General features: G+C 63.4%; 19 protein-coding genes and 1 tRNA gene. 11 read left to right on the top strand and 9 right to left on the bottom strand.

The features are described 5' to 3' along the window. The first annotated feature begins 49 nt into the window (after positions 1–49). From HUK73_RS00320 to HUK73_RS00335, 4 genes are all read left to right on the top strand, one after another. Complete coding sequence (locus HUK73_RS00320; protein WP_176590120.1) at positions 50–805, top strand: energy transducer TonB; 756 nt, start codon at positions 50–52, stop codon at positions 803–805. Between the two features lie 120 nt (positions 806–925). Continuing rightward, complete coding sequence (locus HUK73_RS00325) at positions 926–3,418, top strand: TonB-dependent siderophore receptor (RefSeq protein ID WP_176590121.1); 2,493 nt, start codon at positions 926–928, stop codon at positions 3,416–3,418. 4 nt (positions 3,419–3,422) lie between these two features. Then, positions 3,423–4,184 carry a tetratricopeptide repeat protein gene (locus HUK73_RS00330; RefSeq protein WP_176590122.1) on the top strand — a complete coding sequence of 254 codons (762 nt, stop codon included), beginning with the start codon at positions 3,423–3,425 and terminating at the stop codon, positions 4,182–4,184. Next, positions 4,178–4,861 carry a Fe2+-dependent dioxygenase gene (locus HUK73_RS00335; RefSeq protein ID WP_176590123.1) on the top strand — a complete coding sequence of 228 codons (684 nt, stop codon included), beginning with the start codon at positions 4,178–4,180 and terminating at the stop codon, positions 4,859–4,861. Before HUK73_RS00330 ends, HUK73_RS00335 begins: the two co-directional genes overlap by 7 nt. Before the next feature lie 28 nt (positions 4,862–4,889). On the opposite strand, the gene HUK73_RS00340 is transcribed toward HUK73_RS00335, so the two are convergent. The 4 genes from HUK73_RS00340 to HUK73_RS00355 all read right to left on the bottom strand — a co-directional run bounded on the left by HUK73_RS00340 (position 4,890) and on the right by HUK73_RS00355 (position 7,963). Beyond that, the gene (locus HUK73_RS00340; protein ID WP_176590124.1) at positions 4,890–5,762 is read right to left on the bottom strand and encodes an FAD:protein FMN transferase; all 873 of its coding nucleotides are present in this window, start codon (positions 5,760–5,762) and stop codon (positions 4,890–4,892) included. A gap of 101 nt (positions 5,763–5,863) precedes the next feature. Continuing rightward, the gene (locus HUK73_RS00345; protein ID WP_176590125.1) at positions 5,864–6,757 is read right to left on the bottom strand and encodes a DUF4198 domain-containing protein; all 894 of its coding nucleotides are present in this window, start codon (positions 6,755–6,757) and stop codon (positions 5,864–5,866) included. Positions 6,758–6,773: 16 nt separating this feature from the next. After that, positions 6,774–7,298: a DUF2271 domain-containing protein gene (locus tag HUK73_RS00350; protein WP_176590126.1), complete on the bottom strand. Its 525-nt coding sequence runs from the start codon at positions 7,296–7,298 to the stop codon at positions 6,774–6,776. A gap of 17 nt (positions 7,299–7,315) precedes the next feature. Further along, positions 7,316–7,963 (bottom strand): PepSY-associated TM helix domain-containing protein, encoded by a 648-nt coding sequence (locus HUK73_RS00355; RefSeq protein WP_176590127.1) that lies wholly within the window; start codon positions 7,961–7,963, stop codon positions 7,316–7,318. A gap of 258 nt (positions 7,964–8,221) precedes the next feature. Here HUK73_RS00355 and HUK73_RS00360 point away from each other — a divergent pair, with 258 nt between their 5' ends. Next, entirely contained in the window at positions 8,222–9,211 is a 990-nt protein-coding gene (locus tag HUK73_RS00360; RefSeq protein WP_176590128.1) for a VacJ family lipoprotein, read from the top strand. A gap of 70 nt (positions 9,212–9,281) precedes the next feature. On the opposite strand, the gene HUK73_RS00365 is transcribed toward HUK73_RS00360, so the two are convergent. Beyond that, positions 9,282–13,955, bottom strand: coding sequence for an NAD-glutamate dehydrogenase domain-containing protein (locus HUK73_RS00365; protein WP_176590129.1), 4,674 nt, complete (start codon positions 13,953–13,955; stop codon positions 9,282–9,284). A 283-nt stretch (positions 13,956–14,238) separates the two neighbouring features. Next, a complete protein-coding gene (locus tag HUK73_RS00370; protein ID WP_176590130.1) occupies positions 14,239–15,516 on the bottom strand; it encodes a hypothetical protein in 1,278 nt (425 codons plus the stop codon). Between the two features lie 184 nt (positions 15,517–15,700). On the opposite strand from HUK73_RS00370, the gene HUK73_RS00375 reads away from it, so the two are divergent. Beyond that, positions 15,701–15,776, top strand: a tRNA-Thr gene (locus HUK73_RS00375). Between the two features lie 277 nt (positions 15,777–16,053). Continuing rightward, on the top strand, positions 16,054–17,535 hold the full coding sequence (locus HUK73_RS00380) for a recombinase XerD (RefSeq protein WP_369805412.1): 1,482 nt from the start codon (positions 16,054–16,056) through the stop codon (positions 17,533–17,535). Between the two features lie 17 nt (positions 17,536–17,552). Here HUK73_RS00380 and HUK73_RS00385 read toward each other — a convergent pair whose 3' ends face one another. Beyond that, positions 17,553–18,305, bottom strand: coding sequence for a hypothetical protein (locus HUK73_RS00385; RefSeq protein ID WP_176590132.1), 753 nt, complete (start codon positions 18,303–18,305; stop codon positions 17,553–17,555). 685 nt (positions 18,306–18,990) lie between these two features. Here HUK73_RS00385 and istA point away from each other — a divergent pair. Next, positions 18,991–20,463 carry an IS21 family transposase gene (istA, locus tag HUK73_RS00390; protein WP_161626247.1) on the top strand — a complete coding sequence of 491 codons (1,473 nt, stop codon included), beginning with the start codon at positions 18,991–18,993 and terminating at the stop codon, positions 20,461–20,463. Then, positions 20,460–21,323: an IS21-like element helper ATPase IstB gene (istB, locus tag HUK73_RS00395; protein WP_004211466.1), complete on the top strand. Its 864-nt coding sequence runs from the start codon at positions 20,460–20,462 to the stop codon at positions 21,321–21,323. Before istA ends, istB begins: the two co-directional genes overlap by 4 nt. A 451-nt stretch (positions 21,324–21,774) precedes the next feature. Here the strand turns inward: istB and HUK73_RS00400 are convergent, their stop codons facing one another. Continuing rightward, positions 21,775–22,176: a hypothetical protein gene (locus tag HUK73_RS00400; protein ID WP_176590133.1), complete on the bottom strand. Its 402-nt coding sequence runs from the start codon at positions 22,174–22,176 to the stop codon at positions 21,775–21,777. A 713-nt stretch (positions 22,177–22,889) separates the two neighbouring features. Between HUK73_RS00400 and HUK73_RS26505 the strand changes: the two genes are divergently transcribed. Beyond that, the gene (locus HUK73_RS26505) at positions 22,890–23,228 is read left to right on the top strand and encodes a hypothetical protein (RefSeq protein ID WP_218036402.1); all 339 of its coding nucleotides are present in this window, start codon (positions 22,890–22,892) and stop codon (positions 23,226–23,228) included. A 46-nt stretch (positions 23,229–23,274) separates the two neighbouring features. Next, a complete protein-coding gene (locus HUK73_RS00405) occupies positions 23,275–23,625 on the top strand; it encodes a Bro-N domain-containing protein (protein WP_369805505.1) in 351 nt (116 codons plus the stop codon). Positions 23,626–24,051: 426 nt separating this feature from the next. On the opposite strand, the gene HUK73_RS00410 is transcribed toward HUK73_RS00405, so the two are convergent. After that, entirely contained in the window at positions 24,052–25,422 is a 1,371-nt protein-coding gene (locus HUK73_RS00410) for an IS1380 family transposase (RefSeq protein WP_176590134.1), read from the bottom strand. Between the last annotated feature and the right edge of the window lie 109 nt (positions 25,423–25,531).

Raw genomic sequence — 25,531 nt, forward strand, 5'->3', positions numbered from 1 at the left:
CGATGCGATCGGCCCCGAATGGACGGGTGGCCGCAAAAGGGAATCTGCCATGCTTCACGGTGCGGATAGGCTGACGGAAATCGTTGCGGATGATCCGATTGTCGCGTCTCCGCCGAAGCTGGCTCTGGTTCGCCCGGATGCCGCTGCAACTCCCGGCATTCTGGGTTCGCGCTATGGGATGCGGCGAGGGGTCAATGTGCCGATGGTCGTCCTCCTCCTCCTTGTGCACATCATCCTGATCGCTGCTTTGATGCAGGCGCGCCATTATGTCCGTCACGTGCGGGAAGTGCGCTTGTCGGTGGTGAACCTGATGCCGCCGCCTCCGCCCCCCGCCGCCGAAGTGCCACCGCCGCCCTCGCAGCCCAAAGTCGTTGCGCCGCCGCTGGTGCAGGTGCCCACGCCGATGCAGGCCGTCGCGACGACGCCTGATATCGCCCCTGTTCCGGCCGCGATCGCTCCGGTTCCTGCGCCGGCGCCGGTGGTCGCTTCATTCGCACCGCCAGCGCCGCCCGGCATATTGGAGGGCGGAGAACTCGGCACGCAGATGGTGGCGGGCCGACCGCCCCGTTATCCGGTCGAAAGCCGCCGCAAGCGGGAGCAGGGCACGGTGGTGCTGACGCTGACGCTGGGGGTTGGCGGAACGGTGGAAAGCCTGGCCGTCACACGGAGCAGCGGTTTTTCCCGGCTCGACAAAGCCGCAGGCGACGCGGTGCGCAGTTGGCGATGGAAGCCGACAATTCGGGACGGGCAGCCCGTTCGCGTGAAGGGTATCGTAGAGATTCCCTTCGTTCTGCTGCCGGAATGAGCGGAAACGTCCTTTCTGCTGCTGATGAAACTGATTTTGTTTCGCAATAGTGTTTGACTATGCGAACGCGTCGCAATAACTGGTCCGCAAGATAGAGATTCTACAAGGGGGCCAACCGATATGCACAACGATAACCGCCGCCGCGCGGCGCCAGCTTTTCTGGCCCTGGGCTGCGTGGGAGCGTTCGTTTCGAGTCCCGCAGTAGCGCTGGACAAGGCCGACGATATGGCTGGCGCAGCAGTGGACCAGCAGGCTGACGCGAGCCAGATCGTCGTCAATGGCCGTTATAATCAGGACATTATTTCTCCCAAGGCGACCGCGCCGCTGATCAACACGCCGCGCTCGGTCGCGATCGTCAGCGAAAATGTGATCAAGGATACCGGATCGGCCACGCTGGTCGATGCGCTGCGCACCGTGCCGGGCATCACCTTCGGCGCGGCGGAGGGCGGCAATCCCATCGGCGACCGTCCTTTCATCCGTGGCTTCGACAGTCAGGGCAGCACCTATGTCGACGGGGTTCGCGACAGTTCGGCGCAGTCGCGCGAAGTCTTCGCCGTCGAACAGATTCAGGTGGTGCGCGGCTCCGACAGTTCGCTGGGCGGACGCGGCAGCGCCGGCGGCTCGCTCAACATCATCACCAAGCTGCCGCGCGACCGCGATTTCGCGAGCATGGACCTGTCCTACGGCACCGCAGACTATAAGCGGATCACGGCGGACCTGAATTACAAGCTGACCGACACGGTCGCCTTCCGCGTGGCGGGAATGTGGCATGATCAGGATGTGGCCGGTCGCGACGCCATCTGGCAGAAGCGCTGGGGCGTCGCGCCCTCGCTCACCATCGGTCTCAACACGCCGACTCAGCTCACGCTCTCCTGGTATCATCTCGATACGGATGAACTGCCCGACAGCGGTATTCCCTATCTCTACACCATTGCCAACGCGCCCACCGGCTTCAACTATTCGCAGCCCGCGATTGGCGACCTGACCCTTGCCAACGGCACAACGGGCCATGTCGATCGCGACACTTATTATGGCCTCAAGGATCGGGACTTCCGCAAGAGCAAGACGGACCAGTTCACCGTTCGGGCGCAGCATGATTTCGGCGGCGTGACGCTGCGGAATACGGCGCGTTACAGCCATAACAACCAAGCCTATATCTATACCCAGCCCGACGATAGCCAGAGCAATGTCTACGGCACTGGTCAGGTCTGGCGCCGTGCCAACACCCGCTATGGTTATGTCGACACGTTGACGAACCAGATCGACCTGTTCGGCAAGTTCAACACCGCCGGGATCGAGCACAGCTTCTCCGTCGGCGCGGAACTCAGCTGGGAAAAGGCGCGGCGCGGCACCTATAATGTGACGACACGCCATTTCACGTCCGGCACGACGACCAACGGCCCGGCCTGCAGCGCGGCGCAGGTTTCGACCTTCGACTGCACCAGCCTCTTCGCTCCGAACCCGTCCGATCCGTGGGTCAATTATGTGAACGGCAATTATGCCGCCACCGGCCCGATCACACGCACCACCCCGGCGCAGGAAACCCAGAACAACGCCAATACCAAGGCGATCTACGCCTTCGATTCGATCAGCATTGGCAAGTCGCTGATCGTCAATCTCGGCGCACGTTATGACGATTATCGCTCGAAGCTGACGCTGCCGGTCATTAACGGCGTTTCTCCGACAGTCAGCCGCGACGACGGCGTGTTCAACTGGCAGGCGGGGCTGGTGTTCAAGCCGACCGCGAACACCAGCATCTATGCCTCCTATGCTACTTCGGCCACGCCGCCCAACAGCCTGCTGGGCGAAGGGCAGGACGCCAATGCGCTGGGCACGATCGCGGCTACCACGACCCCGGGGCAGACCGCCGCCGCCATTGAAGCGCTGCGTGTCGCCGCGGAAGAAACGCTGAAGGTCGAGCGCACCAAATCCTACGAAATCGGCGCCAAGGCAGACCTGTTCAATTCGCGCCTGTCGCTGAACGTTGCGCTGTTCCAGACCGAGACGAAGAACGCCCGGGTCACCGGCGCCGACAACAGCATACAGTTCATCGGTGAACGCCGGATCAAGGGCGTGGAACTGGGCTTCAACGGCGAAATCCTGCCCAAGTGGAGCGTGTTTGGCGGCTATACCTATATGGACGCCAAGATCGTGGATGGCGGCTTCACCGCGCTGACGGCGGCGGCGGTGCCGGGGCAGGCGGCCAAGACGGTGCTGGTGGAATCGGTCAATACCGGCCGCCAGTTCCCGCAGACCGCCAAGCACAGCTTCTCGCTCTGGACCAATCTGGAAGTGCTGCCGGGGCTGAATGTGGGCGGCGGCGCCTTCTACATGAGCCGGGTGTTCGGCGGCTATGCCGACAACCGCACTGCGACGCAGGACAGCACGGGCGTAGTCACGGTCAATCCGGCAACGAAGATCATCGCCCGCTCGGTGCCCAGCTATTGGCGCTTCGATGCCCGCGCGAGCTATGACTTCAATGAGAAGATCAGTCTTGCGGTCAACATCCAGAACCTGACCGACAAGACCTATTTCACCCAGGCCTACACTAACCACTATGCCGCGATTGCGCCGGGTCGGTCGGCCTTCGCGACGCTCAGCGTCAAATATTGATGCGATGACTGAATCGTCCCCGCTTTCACTGGCTGAATTGAGCGCGATGAGTGCCGAGGCACTTGCCGCGCGGCTGGTGGAGCCGGGGGCGGATCGTGTCGCGCTGATCCGCGCCGCGGCGGAAGGCGGCGTGGCGCAGGCCCAGCTTATATTGGGCCAGATGCTGTTGGACGGGGTGGAATTGCCCGCCGATCCGCGCGCGGCCTTTGGCTGGTTCAACCGGGCGGCCGCCAGCCATGACATGTTCGCGCTCAACATGGTCGGGCGCTGCTATGAACTGGGCTGGGGCGTCGCCGTCGATCCTGAGCGGGCGGCGGAATGCTATCGCGTCGCGGCCGGGCAGGGCGTGGCCGAAGCCATGTATAACCATGCCACGCAGCTTGCCTTGCGGGGCGAGCATGCGGCGGCGCTGGACTGGTTCCGCCGCGCGGCGGGCGAACCGGGGCTGATCGGCGCCAAGGCCGCCAATTATATCGGCAGCTTCCATGAAGACGGCTGGGCCGTTGCGGCGGACCGGGCCGAGGCGCTGCGTCATTACCGGATCGCGGCGGAGGGCGACGATTTTCGCGGGCAGTTCAATCTGGCGCGATTGCTGGCCGAGGATGGCGCGACCGAGGAAGCACTGCTCTGGCTCGGGCGTGTGCGGAATAGGGCGACGCCCGCCTTCCTTGACAAGGCCGCCGAGCATCTGCGTCATTGGCCCGACGAAATATTGCGGCAGGCGGGGCTTGCCGCCCTGCTGGGCAAGGAGGCCCCGACATGCTGACCGTCATTCCCGATCTGCTCGACGCCGACACTCTGGTTCGCGTCCGTTCGTTGATCGACGCGGCGGAATGGGTCGACGGCAATGTCACCTCCGGCCATCAGTCGGCGCTCGCCAAGCGCAACCTGCAATTGCCGGAAGAGTCTCCGCAGGCAAAGCAGGCCGGGCAGATCGTGCTGGATGCGCTGGGCAGCTCGCCCTTGTTCATTGCCGCCGCCTTGCCGCTCAAGGTCTTTCCGCCGCTGTTCAACAGCTATGCGGGCGGTCAGGCCTTCGGCACCCATGTCGACAATGCCGTGCGCATTCAGGCGGGCACAGGCTTTCGCGTGCGATCGGACCTGTCGATCACGGTCTTTCTGGAGGAGCCGGAAAGCTATGATGGCGGCGAACTGACCGTGGAGACGAATTTCGGCGTTCAGCGCGTGAAGCTGCCCGCCGGTCATGCGGTGCTCTATCCGTCCTCCTCGCTCCATCGTGTCGAGCCGGTGACGCGGGGGCGGCGGGTGGCGAGCTTCTTCTGGCTTCAGTCCATGGTCCGGGACGATGCGGCGCGGCAGATGCTGTTCGACCTCGACAGCAGCATCCAGCAACTGGCGGTCGATCTGGGGCATGACAATGCGCAGGTCATCCGGTTGACCGGGGTATATCACAATCTGTTGCGGCGCTGGGCGGAGGCCTGATGTCACCCGAATGAGGGTGGGAGGTCATTCAATCCAGCATCGCGGCGAGGGCGGGGGTCAGATATTCCGTTCCCCCTGTTTCCGTTCGCCGGATCAGCATTGCGGCCAGGCCGTGCCGGGTGGCGAGGGCCATGCCGCGTTCCGGGCCGAGGATGGTGATCGCGGTCGCCCACGCATCGGCCAGCATCGCGCTTTCATGAAGCACGGTGACGGAGGCGACGTTATGGGCGATGGGCGCGCCGGTCGTCGGATCGATGCTGTGGGAGAGGCGGGTCCCGCCTTCCTCGCGGAAGCGGCGATAATCGCCCGAGGTTGCGATCGACAGGCCGCACAGCGCCACACGTAGCGTCGGCAGCGACAGGCCCGGTGGTGCTTCCACATCGACCCACCAGGGCTGGAGGTCGGACTTGATGCCCTGTCCCCGCAATTCGCCGCCGATCTCGATCAGGAAATGCGCGCCTCCCAGGTCGCGCAGGGCCGCCGCCACGGCATCGACGGCAAAGCCCTTGGCGATGCCGGAAAAGTCCAGCGTCACATCGGCCATGCGGCGGGCGCGCTGGCCGTCCAGTTCGATGGCGGTCCAGGGCGAGGGAAAATGGGGCACGGTGGAAAGGCCGGTCAGACCGCCGGGGCCGAAGCCCCATTGCGCGACCATGCGCCCGACCGCCGGATCGAAAGCGCCGCCCGAGAGCCGAGCGATGTCGAGGCCGGTGCGCAGCACCAGCGCCATATCGTCGGGCAGCGTCATCCATTGACCGACCGGCGTGGCATTGAAGCGGCTGATGGCGGAATCGGCTTCCCAGTTGCTCATTTCGGCAATGATATTGGAAAGCACGGCCTCTATGGCTTCGACGCTGCCCGGAGGCGCGTCGACGATGCGGGCCGACCAGCTTGTGCCCATGGTCGGCCCGCCAAAGTCGCTGATCCGGCCCAGCCTGTTCAGGCCCGCAAACTGGTCGGGCGACAGGCCGGGTGGAAGGGCGATGCGCAGAGGGGCAGCGGTCAGCCCTGCACCTCGACCGTCATGGCATAGGTTGCACGGTCCTGCGGCGGACCCATGGGGCGCGGACCTTCCCCGCCGCCCTGACCCTGTGGGCCGCCAGCACCCGGAGCGCCGCCCGCGCCGCCTTCGCCCGGTCCGCGCCGTCCGCCGGAGCTGACGCTGACCCAATACATGCCCGCTTCCGGCCAGGTCAGCGTGACCTTGCCCTCGGCATCGGTCTTGCCGTCCATCTGCTTCAGGTCGGCGCGGTAGCGGATGCCGCCGGGAATGGCGACCACGTCCAGTCCGGCGGCGGGCTTGCCGTTGAGCAGGAACTTGAACGTGGCCGGCTCGCCTACGGCGACGTCATTGGGATGGGTGACGGGAACCATTTCCAGCCCCTTGCCGGTCGTCGCGAACACGCTGTTGGTCGGTTCGCCCGCCGTCACGAAGGTTTCGATGCGGGTCGTCGCCGTCGCGGTCTGCACATCGGTCGCGCCCTGCGGCACGGCGCTCGCCAGCGTGGCGGCGTTGGTGCCACGCGGCAGCATCTTGCGCTCGCCGTTCAGCATATAGCTGCCCATCAGCGTTTCGTTGACGATGGCGATCTTGTAGGTGCCCTTGGCCTTGATGCCGAGGTCGAAGGTCTGGCGCAGCTTGCCCACGGTGCGGTTTTCGACCTGCGTCGTGCTGCCGTCGGGGGCGGTCACGACCGGCTGCCAGTTCTGACCGGGATGATCGAAATAATAAAGATCGCTGGAAATGGCGGCGTCGACCGTCAGCCATTCATTGCCGGACCCCGCGAACATGGTTTCGGACGGCAGCATCCACGGGCGCGCGGCGCCCACCATTTGCGGCATCGCCATGGCGGCGGTGGCGGCGAGCAGCAGCAGCGGCTTGCGGAACTTCATCATGGCATCCCCCTTTTCGTCAGCGTGACAGGACGGCGCTGACGGCGCCCAGTTCGAACTGGCCCGTCGCGCTGCCCTTCGCGCCCGCGGCGGTCATGTTGAGCGGCACGCGCACCAGTTCGCGGCCGCCATTTTCACGGGCGGCTTCCACCACCAGCGTATATTTGCCGGGCGTCAGGGTCGGCATCCCGCCCTTGCCGGACGTGAAGCTCAGCTTGTGGGTGCCGGGCGCGCGCGTCGCGCCGGACACGCCATCGGCGGGCACGGTCAGCGAACGGCCCGATGCGCGCCACCACATGCGCACGTCGCGCAGCCATTTGGCGCCGCCATTGTTGCGCTTGTCGACATCGTAGAGGATGGTGAGCGTGCGGGCCGGGGCGCCCTCCTTCTCCAGCCAGATCGCTACATAGGGGCGGTGATATTCGGCCACCGACAGGCGGGGGAGGGTAAGCGTGACGTCCAGCGTCTGGGCCGTCGCCGGCGCGGCCATGGCGCCGGCCGCGCTCACGGCGCCGGTCAGGACGATCTTGTGGCTGATCTGCATGAGGTGAACAGTCCCCCTTAATGGATGAAGATGATGGCGAGGATCGCCGGAACGGCCAGGCCCATGGCGACCATCGGCCAGGTGGTCGGGCGCTTTTTGGAATGAAGCCAGAGCAGCAGCAGGCCGGTCAGGGCGAAGAGGAAGCAGGCGACGGCGAAAATATCGATGAACCATTTCCACACATTGCCCGCATTGCGGCCCTTGTGCAGGTCGTTCAGGTAACTGATCCAGCCGCGGCTGGTCGCCTCGCTCGTAACTTCGCCGCTGTGCCGGTCGATCGACACCCATCCGTCGCCGCCGGGACGGGGCAGGGCGAGATAGACTTCGTCCGCCGACCATTCCGCTTCGCCCTTGCCGCTCTGGCCGATCTGCTTTTCCACCCAGGATGCGATGGGGGCGGGCAGCGGTTTCTTGGCGTCGGGCGCTTCATCGGCGGCGACCTGCCGCAACAGCGCCGGGGGCAGGATGGCGGATTGGGTGACGGTCTGCGGAGACCCCTCGACATCGGCGGCGTGATTGAGCGTGATCCCGGTAAAGGCGAACAGCAGCAGGCCGATCAGGCTGATCGCGCTGCTCACCCAATGCCAGGTGTGAAGCTGTTTCAGCCAGAAGGCCTTGGCGCTCTTTTTCTTCTTCGGGGTTTGAGCGCGGACGGGGGCATGCATCGGGGGCGGGACGAGTCCTGAGGGGAATGATTGGGCCGTCAATAACGCGAACGACTCGCAATTGCAAACCTGCGTCAGCGGAAAAAATGTATCAAAATGTATGGGATGGCGCCGGGACATGGCGCGCGAACGGCGGTAGACACGGGACGATGACGTCAGGCTATTGACGGTTGGTCCCATCCCAACTAGCCGCCATCGCTACGGGGGTGACATGAACAGGGCGTCGGCTCTCAGGGCCTGCCCATAAAGGACGAAGACATGCTGCTGCCGGCCGTTGCCGCTGGAATGATGATGGGCGCGCAGGCGGGGGCGGTCGATGCCCTGCCGCAGAGCGCGCCCGTGGCCGAAACCTCTGTGGTTGAGACGTCCCAGGCCAGTCCTCCTGAAGTCATTCCCCCTCAGGCCAGCCTGGGGCAGTCCACGCAGGATAGCACGGTCGTCACCCTTCCGCCGCCGCCGGTGCTGCCGAACCTGCCGGGAACGGCGGTAACGCCTGCCGTCCCCGCGCGGCTGCCGAGCGACATCGTCGTCACCGGCCGGACGCGCCCGCCGCCGGGCGATCCGTTGGAGCGGCTCAACGAACAAAGCTTCCAGACGGTGCAGGCGGTCGACAAGGCCGTCATCGAACCTGTGGCCAAGGCCTATAACAAGGGCCTGCCCAAGCCGATACGCAAGGGTTTCCGCAACTTCTTCTCCAACTTGCAGGAACCCGTGGTGTTCCTTGCCTATATGCTGGAGTTCAAGCCCGGCAAGGCGATGGAGACGGTGGGGCGTTTCACCGTCAACACGACGCTGGGCGTGGCGGGCCTGTTCGACGTGGCGAAACGCAAGCCCTTCTTCCTGCCCTATCGGCCGAATGGCCTTGCCGATGTGCTGGGCTATTATGGGGTGGGGCCGGGGCCGTATATGTATCTGCCGCTCGTCGGGCCGACGACGCTGCGTGACATCATCGGCGATACGGTGGACAAGATGATCGTGCCTTTCGCGATCGGCAAGCCGTTCACCCAGCCCAAATATGTGATCCCGGCGGGTATCCTCAATCAACTGGGCGAGCGAGCGGCCTTTGACGAGACGGTCCAGAAGATCCGTGCTGAGGCAGATCCCTATTCGACCTATCGTGAACTGTATCTGAATCAGCGCAAGGCCGAGATCGAAGCGCTGCATGGCCGAACGGTCGAGGGCGTTACGCCGGTTTACGGGCCGTCCATGGGCAAGGTGCCGGTGAATATTCCCGACAACGCGCAATAGGGGCATTTTCGGAATGATACCGTCATTCCCGCACAATGGGGAATGACGGTATCATGTCCGGGCTGGAGCGTTACCGCCCCAGCAGCCCGCGCGCCTGTCCCGCGATTTCGGCGAGCATGGCGACATTGGGCGTCGCGGCGGCCTTGGCACGGTGGACGAGGGCGCGGAATTGCTGGATGCGCGCGCCCTTGGTCTTCAGCCACTCCTCGACATGCTGGGCGACCTCCTTGCCCTTGCCTTGGCTCAGGAAGTCGAGGCGCACCTGCTGCATGTCGCGGGCCACGCCGGAGATGAGCAGCCGCTCCCAGGGATCGGAGGGTTCCATGCGGGCGGCGGAGGACTGGACCCAGTCGATGCCGACGGCTTCGCCCAGATGGGTGAAGGCGCGGGTCAGCGCGACTTCATCCACGCTCATCCGCCCGGCCAGCGCGGCGATGCCGACCGCGCCGTCCAGCTTGAACAGGCCGGCGGTGCGGCGGGCAAGTTCCTCCGGCGCGCCCAGAGAGAGCAGCCGGTCGGTGACGGCAGCCGTGCGACGCAGCGCTTCGCTGGTGAGGAGGTCGTCGACCTTCTTCGCCAGCTTGTCGACGCCCTTGGCCAGCAGGCTGTGGCCGGTTTCGGGCAGCGTGCCCGTTGGCAGGGCGCGCAATATGTCCGCGATCTGCGCCCGCATCCCGCTGGCGATGTCGCCGAACAGCGCCAGACGCGCCGCTTCGGACATGTCCGCCGCGTCGATGTCAGCCCATAGCGTGCCGATATCGTAGAGCCGTTCCGCGATGAGGAAGGCGCTGGCAAGGTCAGCGAGCGAACAACCCTCTTCCTCTGCCAGCTCGAACGGGTGGATGATGCCGAGGCGATTGATGATCCGGTTCGCGACCTTGGTGGCGATGATTTCCTTTTTCAGCGCATGGGCGGCGATAGCGTCCGCTTCCTTTTTCTGCATCGCAGGCGGGAAAGCGACGGCGAGTTCGCTGCCCATCGACGGATCGGTGCCCAACTCGCCATGTTCGATCGCGTCCTGAAGCGCGAGCTTGGCGGTGGAGAGCAGCACGGCCAGTTCGGGGCGGGTCAGGCCAAGCCCATCCTGCCCGCGCCGCAGAAGCTGGTCGTTGGCGGCCAGCCCTTCAACCTGGCGGTCCAGCCGCCCCGACTCCTCGAAGGTCTCGATCAGGCGCACATAGCTGGCAAGGTCGGCGGCCCCGCCCGCTTCCGCGATGGAGAGGCCCAGCGCCTGCAGCCGGTTATCCTCCAGCACGATGTCGGCGACCGCATCGGTCATGCTGACCAGCAGTTTGTTGCGATCCTCGAAGGGAAGGCGGCCTTCCACCATTTCCTTGTTGAGCGCGATCTTGATGTTGACCTCATTGTCCGAGCAGTCGACGCCCGCGCTGTTGTCGATGAAGTCGGTGTTGATCCGCCCGCCCCGCAAGGCAAAGGCGATGCGCGCGGCCTGGGTCACGCCCAGATTGGCGCCTTCGCCCACCACCTTGACGCGCAGTTGTTCGGCGTTGACGCGCAGACGGTCATTGGCCGGATCACCGACATCGCCATGGCTCTGCGCGGTGGCCTTCACATAGGTGCCGATGCCGCCGAACCAGAGCAGGTCATTGGGACTTTTCAGGATTGCGGAGATGAGCGCGGTCGGCTCCATTTCCATGTCGGTGACGCCCAATATCGCCTGTACCTCCGGGGTCAGGGGGATTTTCTTCAGGGAGCGGGCGAAGACGCCGCCGCCCTTGGAGATCAGCTTCTTGTCATAATCGTCCCAGCTCGAACGGGGGAGCTGGAACAGGCGGTTGCGTTCCTCCCACGATTTTGCCGGATCGGGATCGGGATCGAGGAAGATATGGCGATGGTCGAAGGCGGCGACCAGCCTGATCGCCTTGCTGAGCAGCATGCCGTTGCCGAACACGTCGCCCGACATGTCGCCGCAGCCGACGACGCGCACCGGCTCGTTCTGCACATCGACGCCCATTTCCGCGAAGTGGCGCTTCACGCTGATCCACGCGCCTTTGGCGGTGATGCCCATGGCCTTATGATCATAGCCGTTGGAGCCGCCGCTGGCGAAGGCGTCGCCCAGCCAGAAATCGCGTTCCAGCGCCAGAGCGTTGGCGACGTCGGAGAAGGTCGCCGTGCCCTTGTCGGCGGCGACGACGAAATAGGGATCGTCTCCGTCCAGCACGACCACCTGCGCGGGATGCTTCACCTTGCCCTTGACGATATTGTCGGTGACGGAAAGCAGCGCGCGGATGAAGATGCGGTAGCTTTCCGTGCCTTCCGCGAACCAGGCGTCGCGGTCGACCTGCGGGCTGGGGAGCTGCTTGGGATAGAAGCCGCCCTTGGCGCCGGTCGGCACGATGACGGCGTTCTTCACCCGCTGCGCCTTCATCAGGCCAAGGATTTCGGTGCGGAAATCGTCGCGCCGGTCGGACCAGCGCAGGCCGCCGCGCGCCACGGGTCCAGCGCGCAGATGAATGCCCTCCACGCGCGGCGAATAGACCCAGATTTCCCGCCATGGCAGCGGTGCGGGCAGGCCGGGAATCTGTACGCTGTCCAGCTTGAAGGCGAGCGCTTCATTGGCTGCATCGCTGAAGAAATTGGTGCGCAGCGTCGCGGTGATGACGGCGCGCAGCAGGCGCAGCACGCGATCCTCATCGATGGCCGTCACCTTCTCCAGTCCCGCCTCGATCTCCAGTTGCGCGGCGGCGGCGCGGGCGGCGCCATCCTTGGCGGCGGGATCGTGCAATGCCTGGAACAGTTCGATCAGCTGGCGCGCAATGCCCTGTTCGCGCCGCAGCGTTTCGGCGAAGGTCGCCATGCCATAGGCCATGCCGGTCTGGCGCAGATAGCGGAACAACGCCCGCAGCAGCACGACCGAGCGCTGGTCGAGGCCGGCCGTCACGATCAACTCGTTGAAGCGGTCATTCTCCGCCACGCCTTCGGTGACCTGCGCAATCGCTTCGGTCACGATGTCGGCGCGGGCAATGACCGTTTCGGCATCGCCGCCCGCGGGCAGTTCCAGCACGAAGCGCTGGACATAGCCCAATGCGCTCCCCTCTTCCCTGGTGGCCACCGGCGTCATCATCTCCTCGATCACGCGGAAGCCGAAATTCTCGAATGCGGGCACGACTTCAGACAGGGCGATGGCGTCATGGCTGTAGAGTTTCAGCCGCAGCTGTTCGCGCGTATCCTCGCCATTGCGGTAGATGCGGATCGATTTGTCGCCCGGACCCGACAGGCCGTGCAGCAGGCGGATGTCGATCGCTGCCTCGACCGGGCCGGCGCCGTTGCGATAGGCCATGGGGAAGCCGTTGGCATAGCGCTGCGCCAGCGTGGCGGCGCGGCCGGCCTCCTCGGTCTCGGCCAGCGCTTCCTCGACGGCGGGCAGCCAGCCGCGCACCATCTGCTTCAACTGCCGGTCGAGTGGGGCTTCGTCGGGCACCACGCCTTCGCCGCGCAGGTCGAGCGTGATGCGGAGCAACGCCAGCCCGCTTTCCTCCAGCGCGATGGACCAGCTCAGTACCGGGCCGTTGGCGGCCTGCGACAGCATATCCTGCACCGCCACGCGCCGCGCCGTGGTCAGTTCCTCACGCGGCAGCCAGGCGAAGGCGTAGAGATGCCGGTCGAGCGCACTGGTGCCCAGCACCAGCTTCGGGCGAGGACGGTCGGTCAGCGACATGAAGGTCAGAACCAGCCGCTCCAGCGTCTCGCGGTCGAAGCCGATCAATATGTCATGGGGCAGCGCGGTCAGCGCATGGGTCAGCACCTTGCCCGCATGGCCGTGCGGATCGAAGCTGAACTTATCCATCAGCGCGGAGAGCGCCGAGCGCAGCAGCGGCACCTTGTCCGGCGTCGTCGCCAATCCCGCGCTGGTCCACATGCCCGCATGGATGGAGAGGGCGACGACCTGCTTGCCCTCGCGCACCGGCACAATGATGAGGTCCAGCAGCACCGGGCGATGCACCCGCGACAGCCGGTTGGACTTGATGATGAGGGGCGTGCGCTTGCCTTCCTCGAACCAGGTGAAGGCAGCTTCCAGCGATGCCGGGGCCAGCAGCGACTGGTCATGCAGGGCGCAGATGCCGATGCGCGCCTCCGCCGTGCCGCCGCGGGTCCGGCGCTCATGACCGATCTGGGTGAAATGGCGGGCCAGGAACCAGCGCAGCAGCGCCGCGCCTTCCTCATCGGTGACGGTGTCGGCGTCATTGCCCATCGCCTCGCGCATCTTCGGCCAGTCGGCGACGGCGGCGCGGACATCCTGCAGCGTGTCTTCCAGCGCCTTTTCCAGCGCGCGGCGGGCCTTTGCATCGGCGCGGTCCGCCTCGATATAGATCATCGATTCCCGCCGTGCCCCGGCGGCTTCATCGTCCAATATGGCCTTCAAATGGCCGTTGCCGTCGCGCTCGACCGACAGCACCGGATGCAGCAGGCGATGGATGATGATGTCGGCGGCGGCGAGCGCATTGGCGATCGAATCCACCAGGAAAGGCATGTCGTCATTGACGATGGCGATCCGCATGAAGCGCCCGCTGACCCCTTCGCCCAGCGTTTCCGTGGCGATGGCGACGTGGCCGGACTTGCGGCTGGCGGCGGTGCGGCCGATGAAGGTCGCGGCCTCCAGCACCGCGACATGATCGAACCCCTCGCTCTCACCGGGCAGGGCGCCCCGTGCCAGCGCCGCTTCCAGCGCGTCACGAATGGAAATGTCGACTTCCTTGATCTTCGGCTCAGCCAATGCCGTCATGTGCTTGCCTCTTGCTCGCGGGATGGATCCCGCCTGGGTGAACGGAGAAGGCGCAGGAGAACCGCCACGCGACTTCTCAAACCGATGCCGTCCACTATGCGCTACTGCGTCTCGAGGCTCAACCCAGCACAAGAAATAAAATTACGGAAAATTGTAATATTATGATGCAGCGCAGCATGGCAAGGCGACATGCTTCGGGAATAGCCGCAAGGAATCGGCCCATGATCGCCTTCTGTCAATCCGGCGTGGCGGTTCCCGCCGATAAAGGGCGGCTTCCGCGCGATCAACTGGCGGCGGCGACGATGGCTCGCTGGCTGAGGTCCGATCCTTCGGGCAGGGCGCCGACGATGACGAGCGAGCCGTCCTTTTCCCGGCGAGCGACGACCACGGCCAGACCGTCTCCATCGGTGGCAACGGCGAAGGGATCGAGCGCGGGGGCCGCCTTCATCGCGGTGCGGGCGGTCTGCTGACGATCGGGTTTGGCCGGGCTGTCGCTCCGGCGCTGGGCGCGTTCGTCACGGACCAAGGCTTTGAGGCCGCCGTCATAATGGGCGAGATAGTCGCCGAAAGCGCCAAGCCCTATGCCGTTCGCTCGGGCATGGTCTAGTGCGGTCGCATATTCGGTGATGCGCGTTTTGTCATAGGTGGAGCCGAAGACCAGCTTCACCACGGCAGTCATCGGCGCGCGCGCCTGAACCTTCAGCCCGCTATTTTCGAGCAGTTCGGCATATTCCTCCGGACGGGCGATGGTGACGAGCGCGAAGTCATAGCTGAGGCCGATGGCGCGATAGAGCGCGGCATGGCTGCGCGCTTCGCTGGTGCGGGCCTGCTCCGCACTGTCGCGGGCGAGAGCTAGCCAGTCGACCAGCGGCGCGTCCTCCGCAGGGCTTTCCATGCCGCTGAGGTCCAGCGTACCGAATTCGTCGTCGTCCGCGGCGGGGCCGTCTGCCCAGATTGGCGCGACCGGCGGCGCGCTGGGCGCGGAGCGAAGGGCTTCCTCCACCTCCCGGTCGATCTCGGCGCTGACGTCGCGGTTGGCCACTTCCTTCCAGTTGATGACGCCGAAGACGAAATCGATCGTCTGGTCGTCGGAGGAGAAGGGCATCAATATGCCGCGATACAGAATCTCCGCACCGCGCTGGTTGACGAAGCCGGCCTCGAACCCGATCGGCGCGGCATTGGCGATGATCTGGAGATAATGGTCGGTCAGGCGCGAGAGCAGCGAGCGGGACGGGACATCGTTGATGAACTGGATCGGCCCGGTGATTTCGCACTCCGCCCGCAGCGCCGTGCCGAGATAGACGACGGCAGGGTTGTCGAGGCCGGTGCTGAAGTCCAGCAGGACGCTGTAAGGGCCGAAATCCTCCAGGTCTTCGGGGGACAGATCCTCGATTGACGGCAGGTTGCGATCGCCCAGCAACGACGCCCAATAATTATAGGCGCGCACCTGCATGCGGCGCTCGTCCGCTCCGACCAGGGGCGGCGTTTCGATCGCTGCGTCGTTCGCGGACTCGAAATCGTCCGCTTCACTGGCGATTCCATATCCCCGCAGAATGTCCATCCAATCGGTCCCTAGGCCAGATAAAAAGCTTTTCTCGAGACTCGACAGTGCCACAGGATGGTAAACGTCGGGTAAAGGCGGGGGCGGAATGATGGTCCGATGCGGTTTGGCGGGGCATGAGCATGGGAAAGTGGAATTGAACGCTTGTTCTTCGCTCAAAGCGCTGTTATCTGCCCGCCCCAACGCCGCTTTAGCTCAGTTGGTAGAGCATCGCATTCGTAATGCGAGGGTCACGTGTTCGAGTCACGTAAGCGGCACCAGCCCCCTCTAAGGGGTTGATTTTCTCAGGAAAACACGGATTTCTGCGGTTTCGGTGCTCGCCAAGGTACATGGCATGGGTACAAGGAAGCTGCTATGGGATGGCTCGTGAAGCATATCCAGGAACATCCGGGAGGCAGAAAATCCTTCCGCCGTCAATACCCTCCACACCTCCGTCCTTATCTTTCTGGGACGCAATTGAGGGTCTCCCTGGGCCGTCCTGATTCGCCAGATTTCCACGAGCGGTACGCGAAGGCAGCGCGGCAGTGGGAGGATGACGTGGCGCTCGCCGAGAGGAAGCACGCGGGGTCCTTTGTGGCCCTCGACGGCCCCACCATATTGCACCTTGCGGCCGCTTTTCATGCTGAGGCTCTGGAGGAGGACGATCAGGCCCGGTGGGATGCCGAGGAGCGGGAGCAGTTCAAGGCCATCGCCGTCCGTGTGGATGAGGCCGGAGGGGTGAACTCTTGGGCTGGCTCGGAGCGCTCTCGCTGGGCAGCGAAGGCGCGGGAAACGCAAGCGGCCGCGCTGGCCTCCTGCAAGGCTCTGAAAGCCAGCGGGGACCTTGAAGGCGTCCTGGAGGAATGGACTGAGGAGTCCTTGCTCCTAGCCGAGGCTCGGGGTTTTCTTGTCAGTCCCTCCGATCCCCTCCTGCCGGAGCTTTGTCGCGCACTCAACGATGCTGCTATATTGGCATCCCAAGACAGGCTGAAGCGCCTAGAGGGCGAAGACGTGCCGACGCCTGCCGAACCGGAACCCCCTACGACTCCCGCAAAGGCTGCCAGGAAGAAGGGCGGCGAGGTTCTCCTCATGCCTACCTTCGAGGCCTATGCGACCGCCCAGGGCATCTCGGAAGGGGTCCGCAGGGAATGGCGCAAGTACATCCAAAGTCTGATCGGGTTCGTAGGCCATGATGACGCCCGGAGGCTGACACGGGACGATGTGGTCGCGTGGCGCGACCATCTCCAGACAACCCCGATGCGGAATGGTGCGTTACGTAAGCCGGTGACGGTCCGGGATAAGTACATCACGGCCCTGCGCTGCACTCTTGCCTGGGCAACGGAAGAGAAACGCCTAGACGAGAACGTTGCGTCGGATGTGAAGGTCCGCATCCCGAAGGTGGCTAAGGTCCGGGACAAGGACTTTACCATGGACGAGGCCAAGGCGATCCTCAAGGCGAGCCTTGTGGCCCCGACTGGCCGCCTCTCGGCTCCGTATGTCAGGGCGCGGCGGTGGATACCATGGCTCTGCGCCTACAGTGGGGCACGGGTGAATGAACTAAGCCAGCTCCGCAAGGAGGACATATTCCAGTCCGAGGGCGTGTGGGTCATGCGGATCACCCCCGAGGCGGGCAGCGTTAAGACGCGAGAGGCGCGGCTGGTCCCACTGCACCCGCATGTTATTGAGCAAGGCTTCCTCGGGGTTCTGAAAGGGCTGAACAAGGGGCCGATTTTCTATGAGCCGCTAAACCTTCGTGCGATTGGGGACGAAATCAAGGGAAACCGCCACGTCAAGAAGGTGGGCGAGCGTCTGGCCGAATGGGTCCGCAAGGACGTGGGCATTACCGATCCGGACATCAAGCCCAACCATGCATGGCGGCACCTGTTCAAGACCCTCTCTGCGGACGCCGGAATAGAGGAGCGGGTGGCAGATGCGATCCAAGGCCACGCGCCGGGGACCACGGGGCGTAAGTACGGGAAGATTTCAGTCCAAGCTAAAGCGGCGGCGCTGGAGCGGTTCCCTCGGTTCAAAGTGGACTGATATTCTCGGGATGACGTTTAAAACGGGACCTCATCGTCAAAATCTTCGCTTAACTTCCATCCAGGCTGGCTCATGGCGGGAAGGCCCGAGGTAGGAGGCGGCGGGAGTGCGGGACGAGCTGGAGGTGGCCCCAGTCGGCTGCGCTCGGCTTCTTCCGCGTCCTTATCGGCGCCTACGAGGCGCTGTATGGTCATAATGGCTTGAGGGGCGTCGGCTAAAAAGCTTGTGCCAATCGCCACCCCGGACGCCAGCGTCGCTAGGATCACGCCCACCTGTGCGAAACTTGTGCGAGGCTCATTCAACGCCGAATTGAGTTCATCCAGTTTACGGAGCAGCGTTCTACGCCGCGCTTCCGGTATGTCCGCCTTTTCGATGATGGACCGGAGCTTGTTAATCTGCAGCTCGACGGCCCCTCTCGTCCTGGCCGCGAGTTGAACTGTAAACGGACGAGATCGTGTTGCCTTCCGCAGTCGTGCCCGCGTCACTGCTCCGCTGGTTTGTAACAGGAAGTCGTCAAAGCCTAGATGAGGCTCCCGATGCCCGTTCGGATATTCAACTCCTGAGATATTGAGTTCTGCCGCCGCTGCCGAGACGGTTGTCATGTACTGTAATTGTATCATTTTATAAGACCACGAGTCGTTCTCGTCTAAGGTCCGTAAAATGGAGTTAAGATTGATTCGGCACGTCCGTTCGATTGCAATGAATTTCTCTTCTGGTTCTTCCGGAAGATTGTCATAGTCATCGGGTGACATCAGTTCATATTCGACCACGCGCACTCCCCGCTTGCTGGCATCTCCTTCTAGCCGATCAACATTATTCTACCAATAGCCCTTTGTCGGGCATCGATGCTTCCAGGTCCCCATAGCTGATCGCCGTAAGCCGAGCGGCCGCTATGCCCGTCTGTCGCGCCAACTTGGCGGTAGGCATACATTTCTGCATCTGCCACGCAGCGAACCAACTGGACCCCGTGCGGACCATGTTGGCGACGGGATGGTCTTGGGACCATGTGTCCAAAAGGCGCGGGATGGGCTGCTCGCCCTTGCGGCGGCTCACCGCAGGACCTCATAGGTCCATATCATTTCCTGGAGCCTCGCAGCGTCATAGGACACCACGCCGTCCCCCCAAGGCAACGGAAAGTCCCTGCCGTCCTCCAGCCGTATCCGGGCCATGGCCTCGCACATCGCTACCCATTCGCCCTCAACGGCCTCTACGGAGTCCATGAGTGCGCGGCGACTGACAGGATGCGAGCGTAGCGACAATCAAGATGAGAATCGGTTGTTGGGGTGTCGGTGAAGGGCGGAGGGCGTAGCCCGAAGCCCGTAGCCGAGACCCCAACAACCGATGGCCCTTTAATGGAGGAGCCGCAGATCGTCGGGGCCGACCCAATATTCATTGGCATATCCAGATTGGAGGGAGATGCCGTGAGTGCCGGGTTGCCAAGTCAACGATCATCAAATGAGGCTTTTCATGAAATTGCGACAGACCAACCCGGTCCCGGTGGCTGCGGCGAAGGCCGGGTTCAGCACCGCGACGGGCTACCGGATCGCGAGCGATCCGGTGCTTCCTTCACACCGTAAAGCGCCCCGCGGCCGACGGCGACCTGATCCGTTGGAATCGATCTTCGAGAGCGAGATCGTACCAATGCTGAAGGCGGCACCTGGCTTGCGGGCGGTGGCGATCTTCGAGGAGATGCGCCGTCGCCATCCCGATCTCGATTTTGGGGTTCGCCGCACGATGGAGCGTCGTATCCGTGCCTGGCGGGCCGTTCATGGCCCGGAACAGGAAGTGATCTTCCGCCAGACTCATGAGCCGGGGCGAATGGGCCTTTCGGACTTCACCGACATGAGGAGCCTCAAAGTCACGATCGCGGGTGCGCCCCTCGATCACCTGCTTTACCACTTCCGCCTGGTGTGGTCAGGCTTCGAACATGCCCATGTCATCCTGGGCGGCGAGAGCTATGTCGCATTGGCTGAGGGGCTGCAGAACGCGCTTTGGATGCTGGGCGGCGCGCCGGGCGAACACCGCAGCGACAGTCTGTCGGCCGCGTTTCGCAACCTTGATGCCGATGCCCGTGCGGACTTGACCACACGCTACGACGCCTTGTGCGAACATTATGGCATGACGCCGACCCGCAACAACCGCGGCATCGCACATGAGAATGGCAGCGTCGAAAGCTCCCACGGCCATCTCAAGGCGGCGGTGGAGGATGCGCTGGCGATGCGTGGATCGACCGACTTCGAGGACCTCGCGGCCTATCGCAGGTTCATCGACGAGATCGTTGCCCGAAAGAACCGGCGCAGTGCCGCCCGCATCGACACCGAAAGGGCAACGCTCAAACCGCTACCTGATCGTCGCACCAGCGACTACGAGGAACATATCCTTCCCGTCACCTCGTCCAGCACCTTCGTTCTGCGCAAGGTGTTCTACACGGTGCCGTCACGGTTGATCGGGCATCGACTGCGTGTGCGCCTCTACGATGATCGGCTCGATCTGTTCCTGGGCGGCAGTTATCTCATGACCCGGCCACGCGGTCGCCCGAAAAGCGCTACCGAACATGGCTATGTGGTGGATTACCGTCACGTGATCCATAGCCTCAGGCGTAAGCCGATGGCCCTGCTGCAGCTGACCTATCGCGACCAGTTGTTCCCGCGCGAGGCGTACAGGCTCATGTTCGAACGGCTGCTCGAAGCCATGTCCGAGCGTGACGCTTGCCGCAAGATGGTCGAGTTGCTGTCCATGGCCCATGAACGGGCCTGCGAGGCCGAGCTTGCCGATCTTCTCGCCCAGGACCTTGACGAAGGCCGGCTGCCTGACATCGCCGCGTTGCGAACGCGCTTCTCGCCCGATCCGGCCGCGCTGCCCGAGGTGGTGGTCGAGCTTGGCCCCCTGACCGACTACGATGCCCTGCTGCTGGGAGAGGCCGCATGACCAAGGCCCATAACGTCGATGCCCAGCGCCTGAGCTTCATCCTCAACGAGTTGAGGCTTCCTGCCATCAAGGTGATCTGGCCCGAGTTTACCGAACGTGCCGACAAGGAGGGCTGGCCCGCCACCCGACTGCTCGCTGCACTTACCGAGCATGAAATGGCCGAACGTGACCGGCGTAGGATCGAACGTCATCTGAGCGACGCACGATTACCACCGGGCAAAACGCTCGACAGCTTCGCCTTCGACGCCGTGCCGATGGTCTCGCGGGCGCAGGTCACGGCCATGACCTCGGGCGACGGATGGCTGGAAAAGGGCGCCAATCTCATCCTGTTCGGCCCGCCGGGCGGAGGAAAGAGCCACTTGGCGGCAGCCATCGGCCTGCAACTTGTCCAGAATGGTTGGCGCGTGCTGTTCACCCGCACGTCCGAGCTGGTCCAGAAGCTTCAGCTCGCGCGCCGCGAACTGGCGCTCGAATCCGCCATCGCCAAGCTCGACAAATACCACCTGCTCATCCTGGACGACCTCGCCTATGTCGCCAAGGATCAGGCTGAAACCTCCGTGCTCTTCGAGTTGATCAGCGCACGCTATGAGCGCCGATCCATGCTCATCACGGCCAACCAGCCCTTCGGCGAATGGAACCGGGTCTTCCCGGATCCCGCCATGACGCTCGCGGCCGTCGACCGTCTCGTTCATCACGCCACCATCTTCGAGATGAATGTCGAGAGCTATCGTCGCAGGGCCGCCCTCCAGCGACAGACAGGGGCTGGAAGGACCCCAAAATACGCGACAATCAAATCCATCGAGAAAATGTCGATCAGCGACAATCAGAGCGAAGAATCGCCCTTGCCAGCGACAATCTAACCCGGCACCATGAACCCGCCGCGACAATCTGTTCTCATCCTGATAGTCGCTGACCTCTCACCCAGATCGTCGCGCTATACCATGAGGCCCCCAAGGAGAGCCATTCGGACTGAGAGGGCCTCAGCGGCCACGGCGGACGGCTTCAAGCGGTGATGGGCCGCAAAACGCTTCAGACGGGCACGCTGCTCTTCTGTCGGACCTTGGGCGCAGGCGAAGGTGTCGATTAGCTGGCTCCCGGTCAACTCCACGGCGTTGATTTGGTCCAGCGGGACCCGGCAGGGCGATGGGGCAGCGGTGAAGGGCATTGCGTGCATTTCGATCCTCCAAGGCGACTCAGTGCGTGGATGGAGGATAGAACAAAAAGAGAACATATGGAACGGTCGTCGGCGGGGAAGTAACTTCGGCAGCAAGGCGCGACATAAGCGTCCAGATGGCTGCGTCCGTCCGGACCCTATCGAGCCTTCGCTTTGGTGGTGACGCGCTCCAATAGTTCATCATTGAGACGCGGGAGCTTCTTAAATTCTTTAGGGTCCGAGCGGGTAAGGGCGGCGGTATCCGGAAAATAGCGCTGAGACTGTTTCAGGACCTGGAACGATAGGCCGTCATCGGCCTCCCGCTGAAAGCGCAGTCGAGCAATGATTACCTTTTCGCCCCCTATAGTGTCCCAGACGTCCACATCGGCAGTCGATCCGCTGACAGTACCCTCCATCATAGCGGCGGGCCAGGGATGATGCCTAGCAAGCCCCCCGGAGAGAATTTCCCCCGAGATGCTGCCTCGGGAAAACTCTATCTCCATATTCAGCGGCAACACATCCTCGTTTTCCTCCAACTCCCGGTTTTCAGCAGCAATCACGCTGCAACATTCGGGGCCTTTCCAGGTCCCTGCGTAACGGCCATCTAGGGGCCTCCAAGCCCCGAGAGCCTCGCCAGCCTTGGGGGCCTCGGCCATAAACTCGTTGATCTTCGCAGGCAGTTGAAGGACCCCCATGGTCCCCGCCGCAATCCAGCCTGAGGCTGTTACAGCCCACCGGCCGCGTCTTATCCATCGGGATGCCTCGGCTAATTCCCCCGTTGCCACTGAGTCCGCCACGCCCATCCTTTCCCCCGAAAAACAGTGTGCGACCTTAACGGCTTCCGCTTCAGAACGGCAATGCCAAAGGGACGCTGGGGGCGGGTGCGAATGATTTAGTGCTGAGATATGCGCAGCCGCCGCCGACGACAGGGCTAAAGCAGGTGCTCGTCCCCCCACCGGAAATCTGGTGCGCCCATATGGCCGAACAAGGTTCCTCCAAGCCCCAAAACGGCCCTTTCCGGCGCTCCGGCCAGGAAATCCGCTGAAACCCGCAGAAAACTGCCGAAAATGGGCGCATCTGGGCATTTAGTCCCCACGTATGCATAAGTGCTCACTTCAGCGGCCCTGCCTGGACCTTAAATCCGGACGCTCCTGACGCCCATTTATCGGCGCTCCAGGCTGCCCGCTCCCCCACCAGAAATCTGGGCGCGTCTTTCGGCCGCCATTCCGCCCCACTATGCTGCCCAGGGACCGCAGGATCAAAGGGGGACATCATGGGCGCAGTGGAGATCAAGCAGGTGGGCCGGATAGTGAAATCACTATGCCTTTTGCTGGGCGATAAGTTCTCCTTTGAGGTAGCTGCCGTGGTTCTGGAGGTAATGAACGAGGAGGACCTCAGTCCAGAAGCATATTGCAGGCGGCTGTCATGGCTCGAACCTGCGCAGACAATGAGAATCCTCAAGAGGCTGACAGGCGAGCCGAACAATTGGAGGCAGCATCGCCAGATCATCTGGTGGCGTCGGAGCAAGGAAGGGGTGGACACCATCCGCCTCGTGCAACGTGGGAGGTCCTTCCGGGGGAGCCTCATGGATGCCATCAGAGACCCGCATTAAGGCCATTTAGCCCTCATCTAAGGGCATCGCGTGCAGCATCCGCGCAATTGACTTCAAGGGCCAACAGCTCCGAGGCGTAAAGATCGACGGACAACCATGGTTTGTCGCTATTGACGCCTGTAAGATTCTTCGCCTGGACATCTCTTCCGGAACGACCATGGCGCTCAAGGCGCTGGATGCCGACGAGAAGCAGGTTATTCGCCACACGGCTGTCCCTGAAGATTTCTTGGGGTCAAAATGCTACGCGGCCAGCTTCATCTCCCGCCCAGGCCTCTTCAAGCTCATCGCCCGCAGCTCCAAGCCCCAGGCCAAGGCCTTCGACCGCTGGGTTCGCCACGAGGTCCTGCCATCCATCATGGACACCGGGGCCTATGTGGCTGCCGATGCGAGCATTTAGCCCCCATCTATGCACGCAGCGCCTAGTCAGACTGGAGCGGATTTGGTGCTCACGTATGGGCATCCGTTCCGGCGAGGCGACGGGTTCCTACCGTCTCCTGATTTACACCGACCGTGTGATGAATTCGGACCAATGAGACCGGACCCAACGACACAACCCCAACAAGTCCCATTAAGACACCCTTATGGAAACCGTTGGGGTCCTGAAGTGAACCTCAAGGGAGGTCATTCTGTGGAATAATAAAATATGAAAATCCTTAACCCGCCTTATTCGTGACGCTCTCCCTTCTGCCGCTCACTGGCCTTTTGCACCATCGGGCTTATGATCAGGACAAGCGATCATGCTGCGTCTATTTCAGCGCGAGTGTCTGATAGGCTTTCGGATTGAGGGACGGGGCTTTGCGGTTCGGCGGCGCGGCCGCGCGGGCTATGTCTGGGTGGCCCTGAGCGCGGTGGCGATGGTCCGGAACACGGCGGCGTCGGGACAGGCCGAAGCGAAGGCGACCCGGACGCGGGAGGCGGTTTCGATGACGCGGGCGGCGATCTTGAGAAGCCGCAGGCGCAGGGTTGCGAACTCGGCGGTGGCGAGCGCGGTGGTCTTGGGGATGACCTGCTGGATGCGCCACATTAGCCAGTAGGCCGCGGTGTGCAGAATGAGCCGCATCTGATTTGCGTTGGCTGATCGGCACGAAGTGCGATCACTGCTGAGCTGTGTCTTGTGCTGTTTGATCAGGTTCTCGGCCTGGCCGCGGGCGCAATAGAGGCTGTCGTAGATGTGTTCAGCGGAGCCTTCTGCCAGGGAAGTGACGACATAGCGGATATCCATGCCCATGATGCTGGCTTCGATCCGGGTTACGACGCGGCGCTGGCATTTCCAGCTTTTCGCCCCATAGCGGATCTCGGCATAGCTGCGCAGGACAACCCGGTCTTGCTCGGCGCGCTTGACGGCGCAGGCATCAGCGGCAGCGACAATGTCTGTATTGGCGCGCAGCGCGGCATTGGTGGGAAGGCCGAAGACATAGTCGATGCCGTGCGCCTCGCAGAAGGCCATGACCTCTGGCCGGCCATAATGCCCATCGCCGCGGATGGTGATGTGCGTTTGCGGCCAATGCCGACGGATATGCCGGACAAGCCGTCGAATGTGCCCCGCAGCCTCCGCGCCTGACGGCGTCTTGCCGGTACGCAGCAGCATGGCGACCGGCCGTCCCGTCGCCGTGTCATAGATGTGGATCGGCAGGAAGCAGCGCTCGCCGTGATGGCCGTTCCAGAACGAAAGCTGTTGGTAGCCATGCACGACATCACACGTATCATCGATGTCCAGTATCACCGCCTTGGGCGGCTCGGGGTAGCTGGCGCAGTAGATGCCGACCATCGCGACCAGCATCCGCGCCAATTCGCGCGTGGTCGGCGCATTCTCCCAGCGGCTCATTGTCGGCTGGCTCGCCAGGCCTGCGCCTGAACCCAACAGTTTGCCCAGCGCCAGGCGAAAGCCTGGGTCGTCGCGCAGGGCGTCGAGATCATCGGCATCCTCGTAGCCGCAGGCAATAGCCAAAACCCGCGCTCGCAGAATGTCATCGAGCCTGTGGGTCACACGGGAAGGATCGCGCGGATCGGCAATGCAGGTGGCGAGCTGCCGGCAGATACCCATCTCGCGCTCGGCTTGCGCCAGTAGCAAAACCCCGCCGTCCGAGGTCAACCGGCCACCATCAAAGGCGGCCGTGACTTTCTTGCGCGCGACCGCTGGAAACGAAATCAGAGGCGCGCTATCGTCGCCCCCGGCGGGTGTGGCCTGTGGCATTTTTTGCCTCGTTGCAGGTTGGTCTAGACATCCAATTTCCTACAACAAGACAAAGTCTTACGCCACTCCCGCCACCCCTTCACGTCCAGCCTCATGAATACGACGGGTT

This window comes from Sphingobium sp. EM0848 (genome assembly GCF_013375555.1).
In the GTDB taxonomy this organism is placed as follows: domain Bacteria; phylum Pseudomonadota; class Alphaproteobacteria; order Sphingomonadales; family Sphingomonadaceae; genus Sphingobium.

Coding starts and splice junctions, on each gene's coding strand:
- HUK73_RS00325 (WP_176590121.1), top strand. CDS start 926: ATGCACAACGATAACCGCCGCCGCGCGGCGCCAGCTTTTCTGGCCCTG.
- HUK73_RS00365 (WP_176590129.1), bottom strand. CDS start 13,955: ATGACGGCATTGGCTGAGCCGAAGATCAAGGAAGTCGACATTTCCATT.
- HUK73_RS00350 (WP_176590126.1), bottom strand. CDS start 7,298: ATGCAGATCAGCCACAAGATCGTCCTGACCGGCGCCGTGAGCGCGGCC.
- HUK73_RS00355 (WP_176590127.1), bottom strand. CDS start 7,963: ATGCATGCCCCCGTCCGCGCTCAAACCCCGAAGAAGAAAAAGAGCGCC.
- HUK73_RS00345 (WP_176590125.1), bottom strand. CDS start 6,757: ATGATGAAGTTCCGCAAGCCGCTGCTGCTGCTCGCCGCCACCGCCGCC.
- istA (WP_161626247.1), top strand. CDS start 18,991: ATGAGGCTTTTCATGAAATTGCGACAGACCAACCCGGTCCCGGTGGCT.
- HUK73_RS00370 (WP_176590130.1), bottom strand. CDS start 15,516: ATGGACATTCTGCGGGGATATGGAATCGCCAGTGAAGCGGACGATTTC.
- istB (WP_004211466.1), top strand. CDS start 20,460: ATGACCAAGGCCCATAACGTCGATGCCCAGCGCCTGAGCTTCATCCTC.
- HUK73_RS00360 (WP_176590128.1), top strand. CDS start 8,222: ATGCTGCTGCCGGCCGTTGCCGCTGGAATGATGATGGGCGCGCAGGCG.
- HUK73_RS00320 (WP_176590120.1), top strand. CDS start 50: ATGCTTCACGGTGCGGATAGGCTGACGGAAATCGTTGCGGATGATCCG.
- HUK73_RS00410 (WP_176590134.1), bottom strand. CDS start 25,422: ATGCCACAGGCCACACCCGCCGGGGGCGACGATAGCGCGCCTCTGATT.
- HUK73_RS00330 (WP_176590122.1), top strand. CDS start 3,423: ATGACTGAATCGTCCCCGCTTTCACTGGCTGAATTGAGCGCGATGAGT.
- HUK73_RS00335 (WP_176590123.1), top strand. CDS start 4,178: ATGCTGACCGTCATTCCCGATCTGCTCGACGCCGACACTCTGGTTCGC.
- HUK73_RS26505 (WP_218036402.1), top strand. CDS start 22,890: ATGGGCGCAGTGGAGATCAAGCAGGTGGGCCGGATAGTGAAATCACTA.
- HUK73_RS00340 (WP_176590124.1), bottom strand. CDS start 5,762: ATGGGCACAAGCTGGTCGGCCCGCATCGTCGACGCGCCTCCGGGCAGC.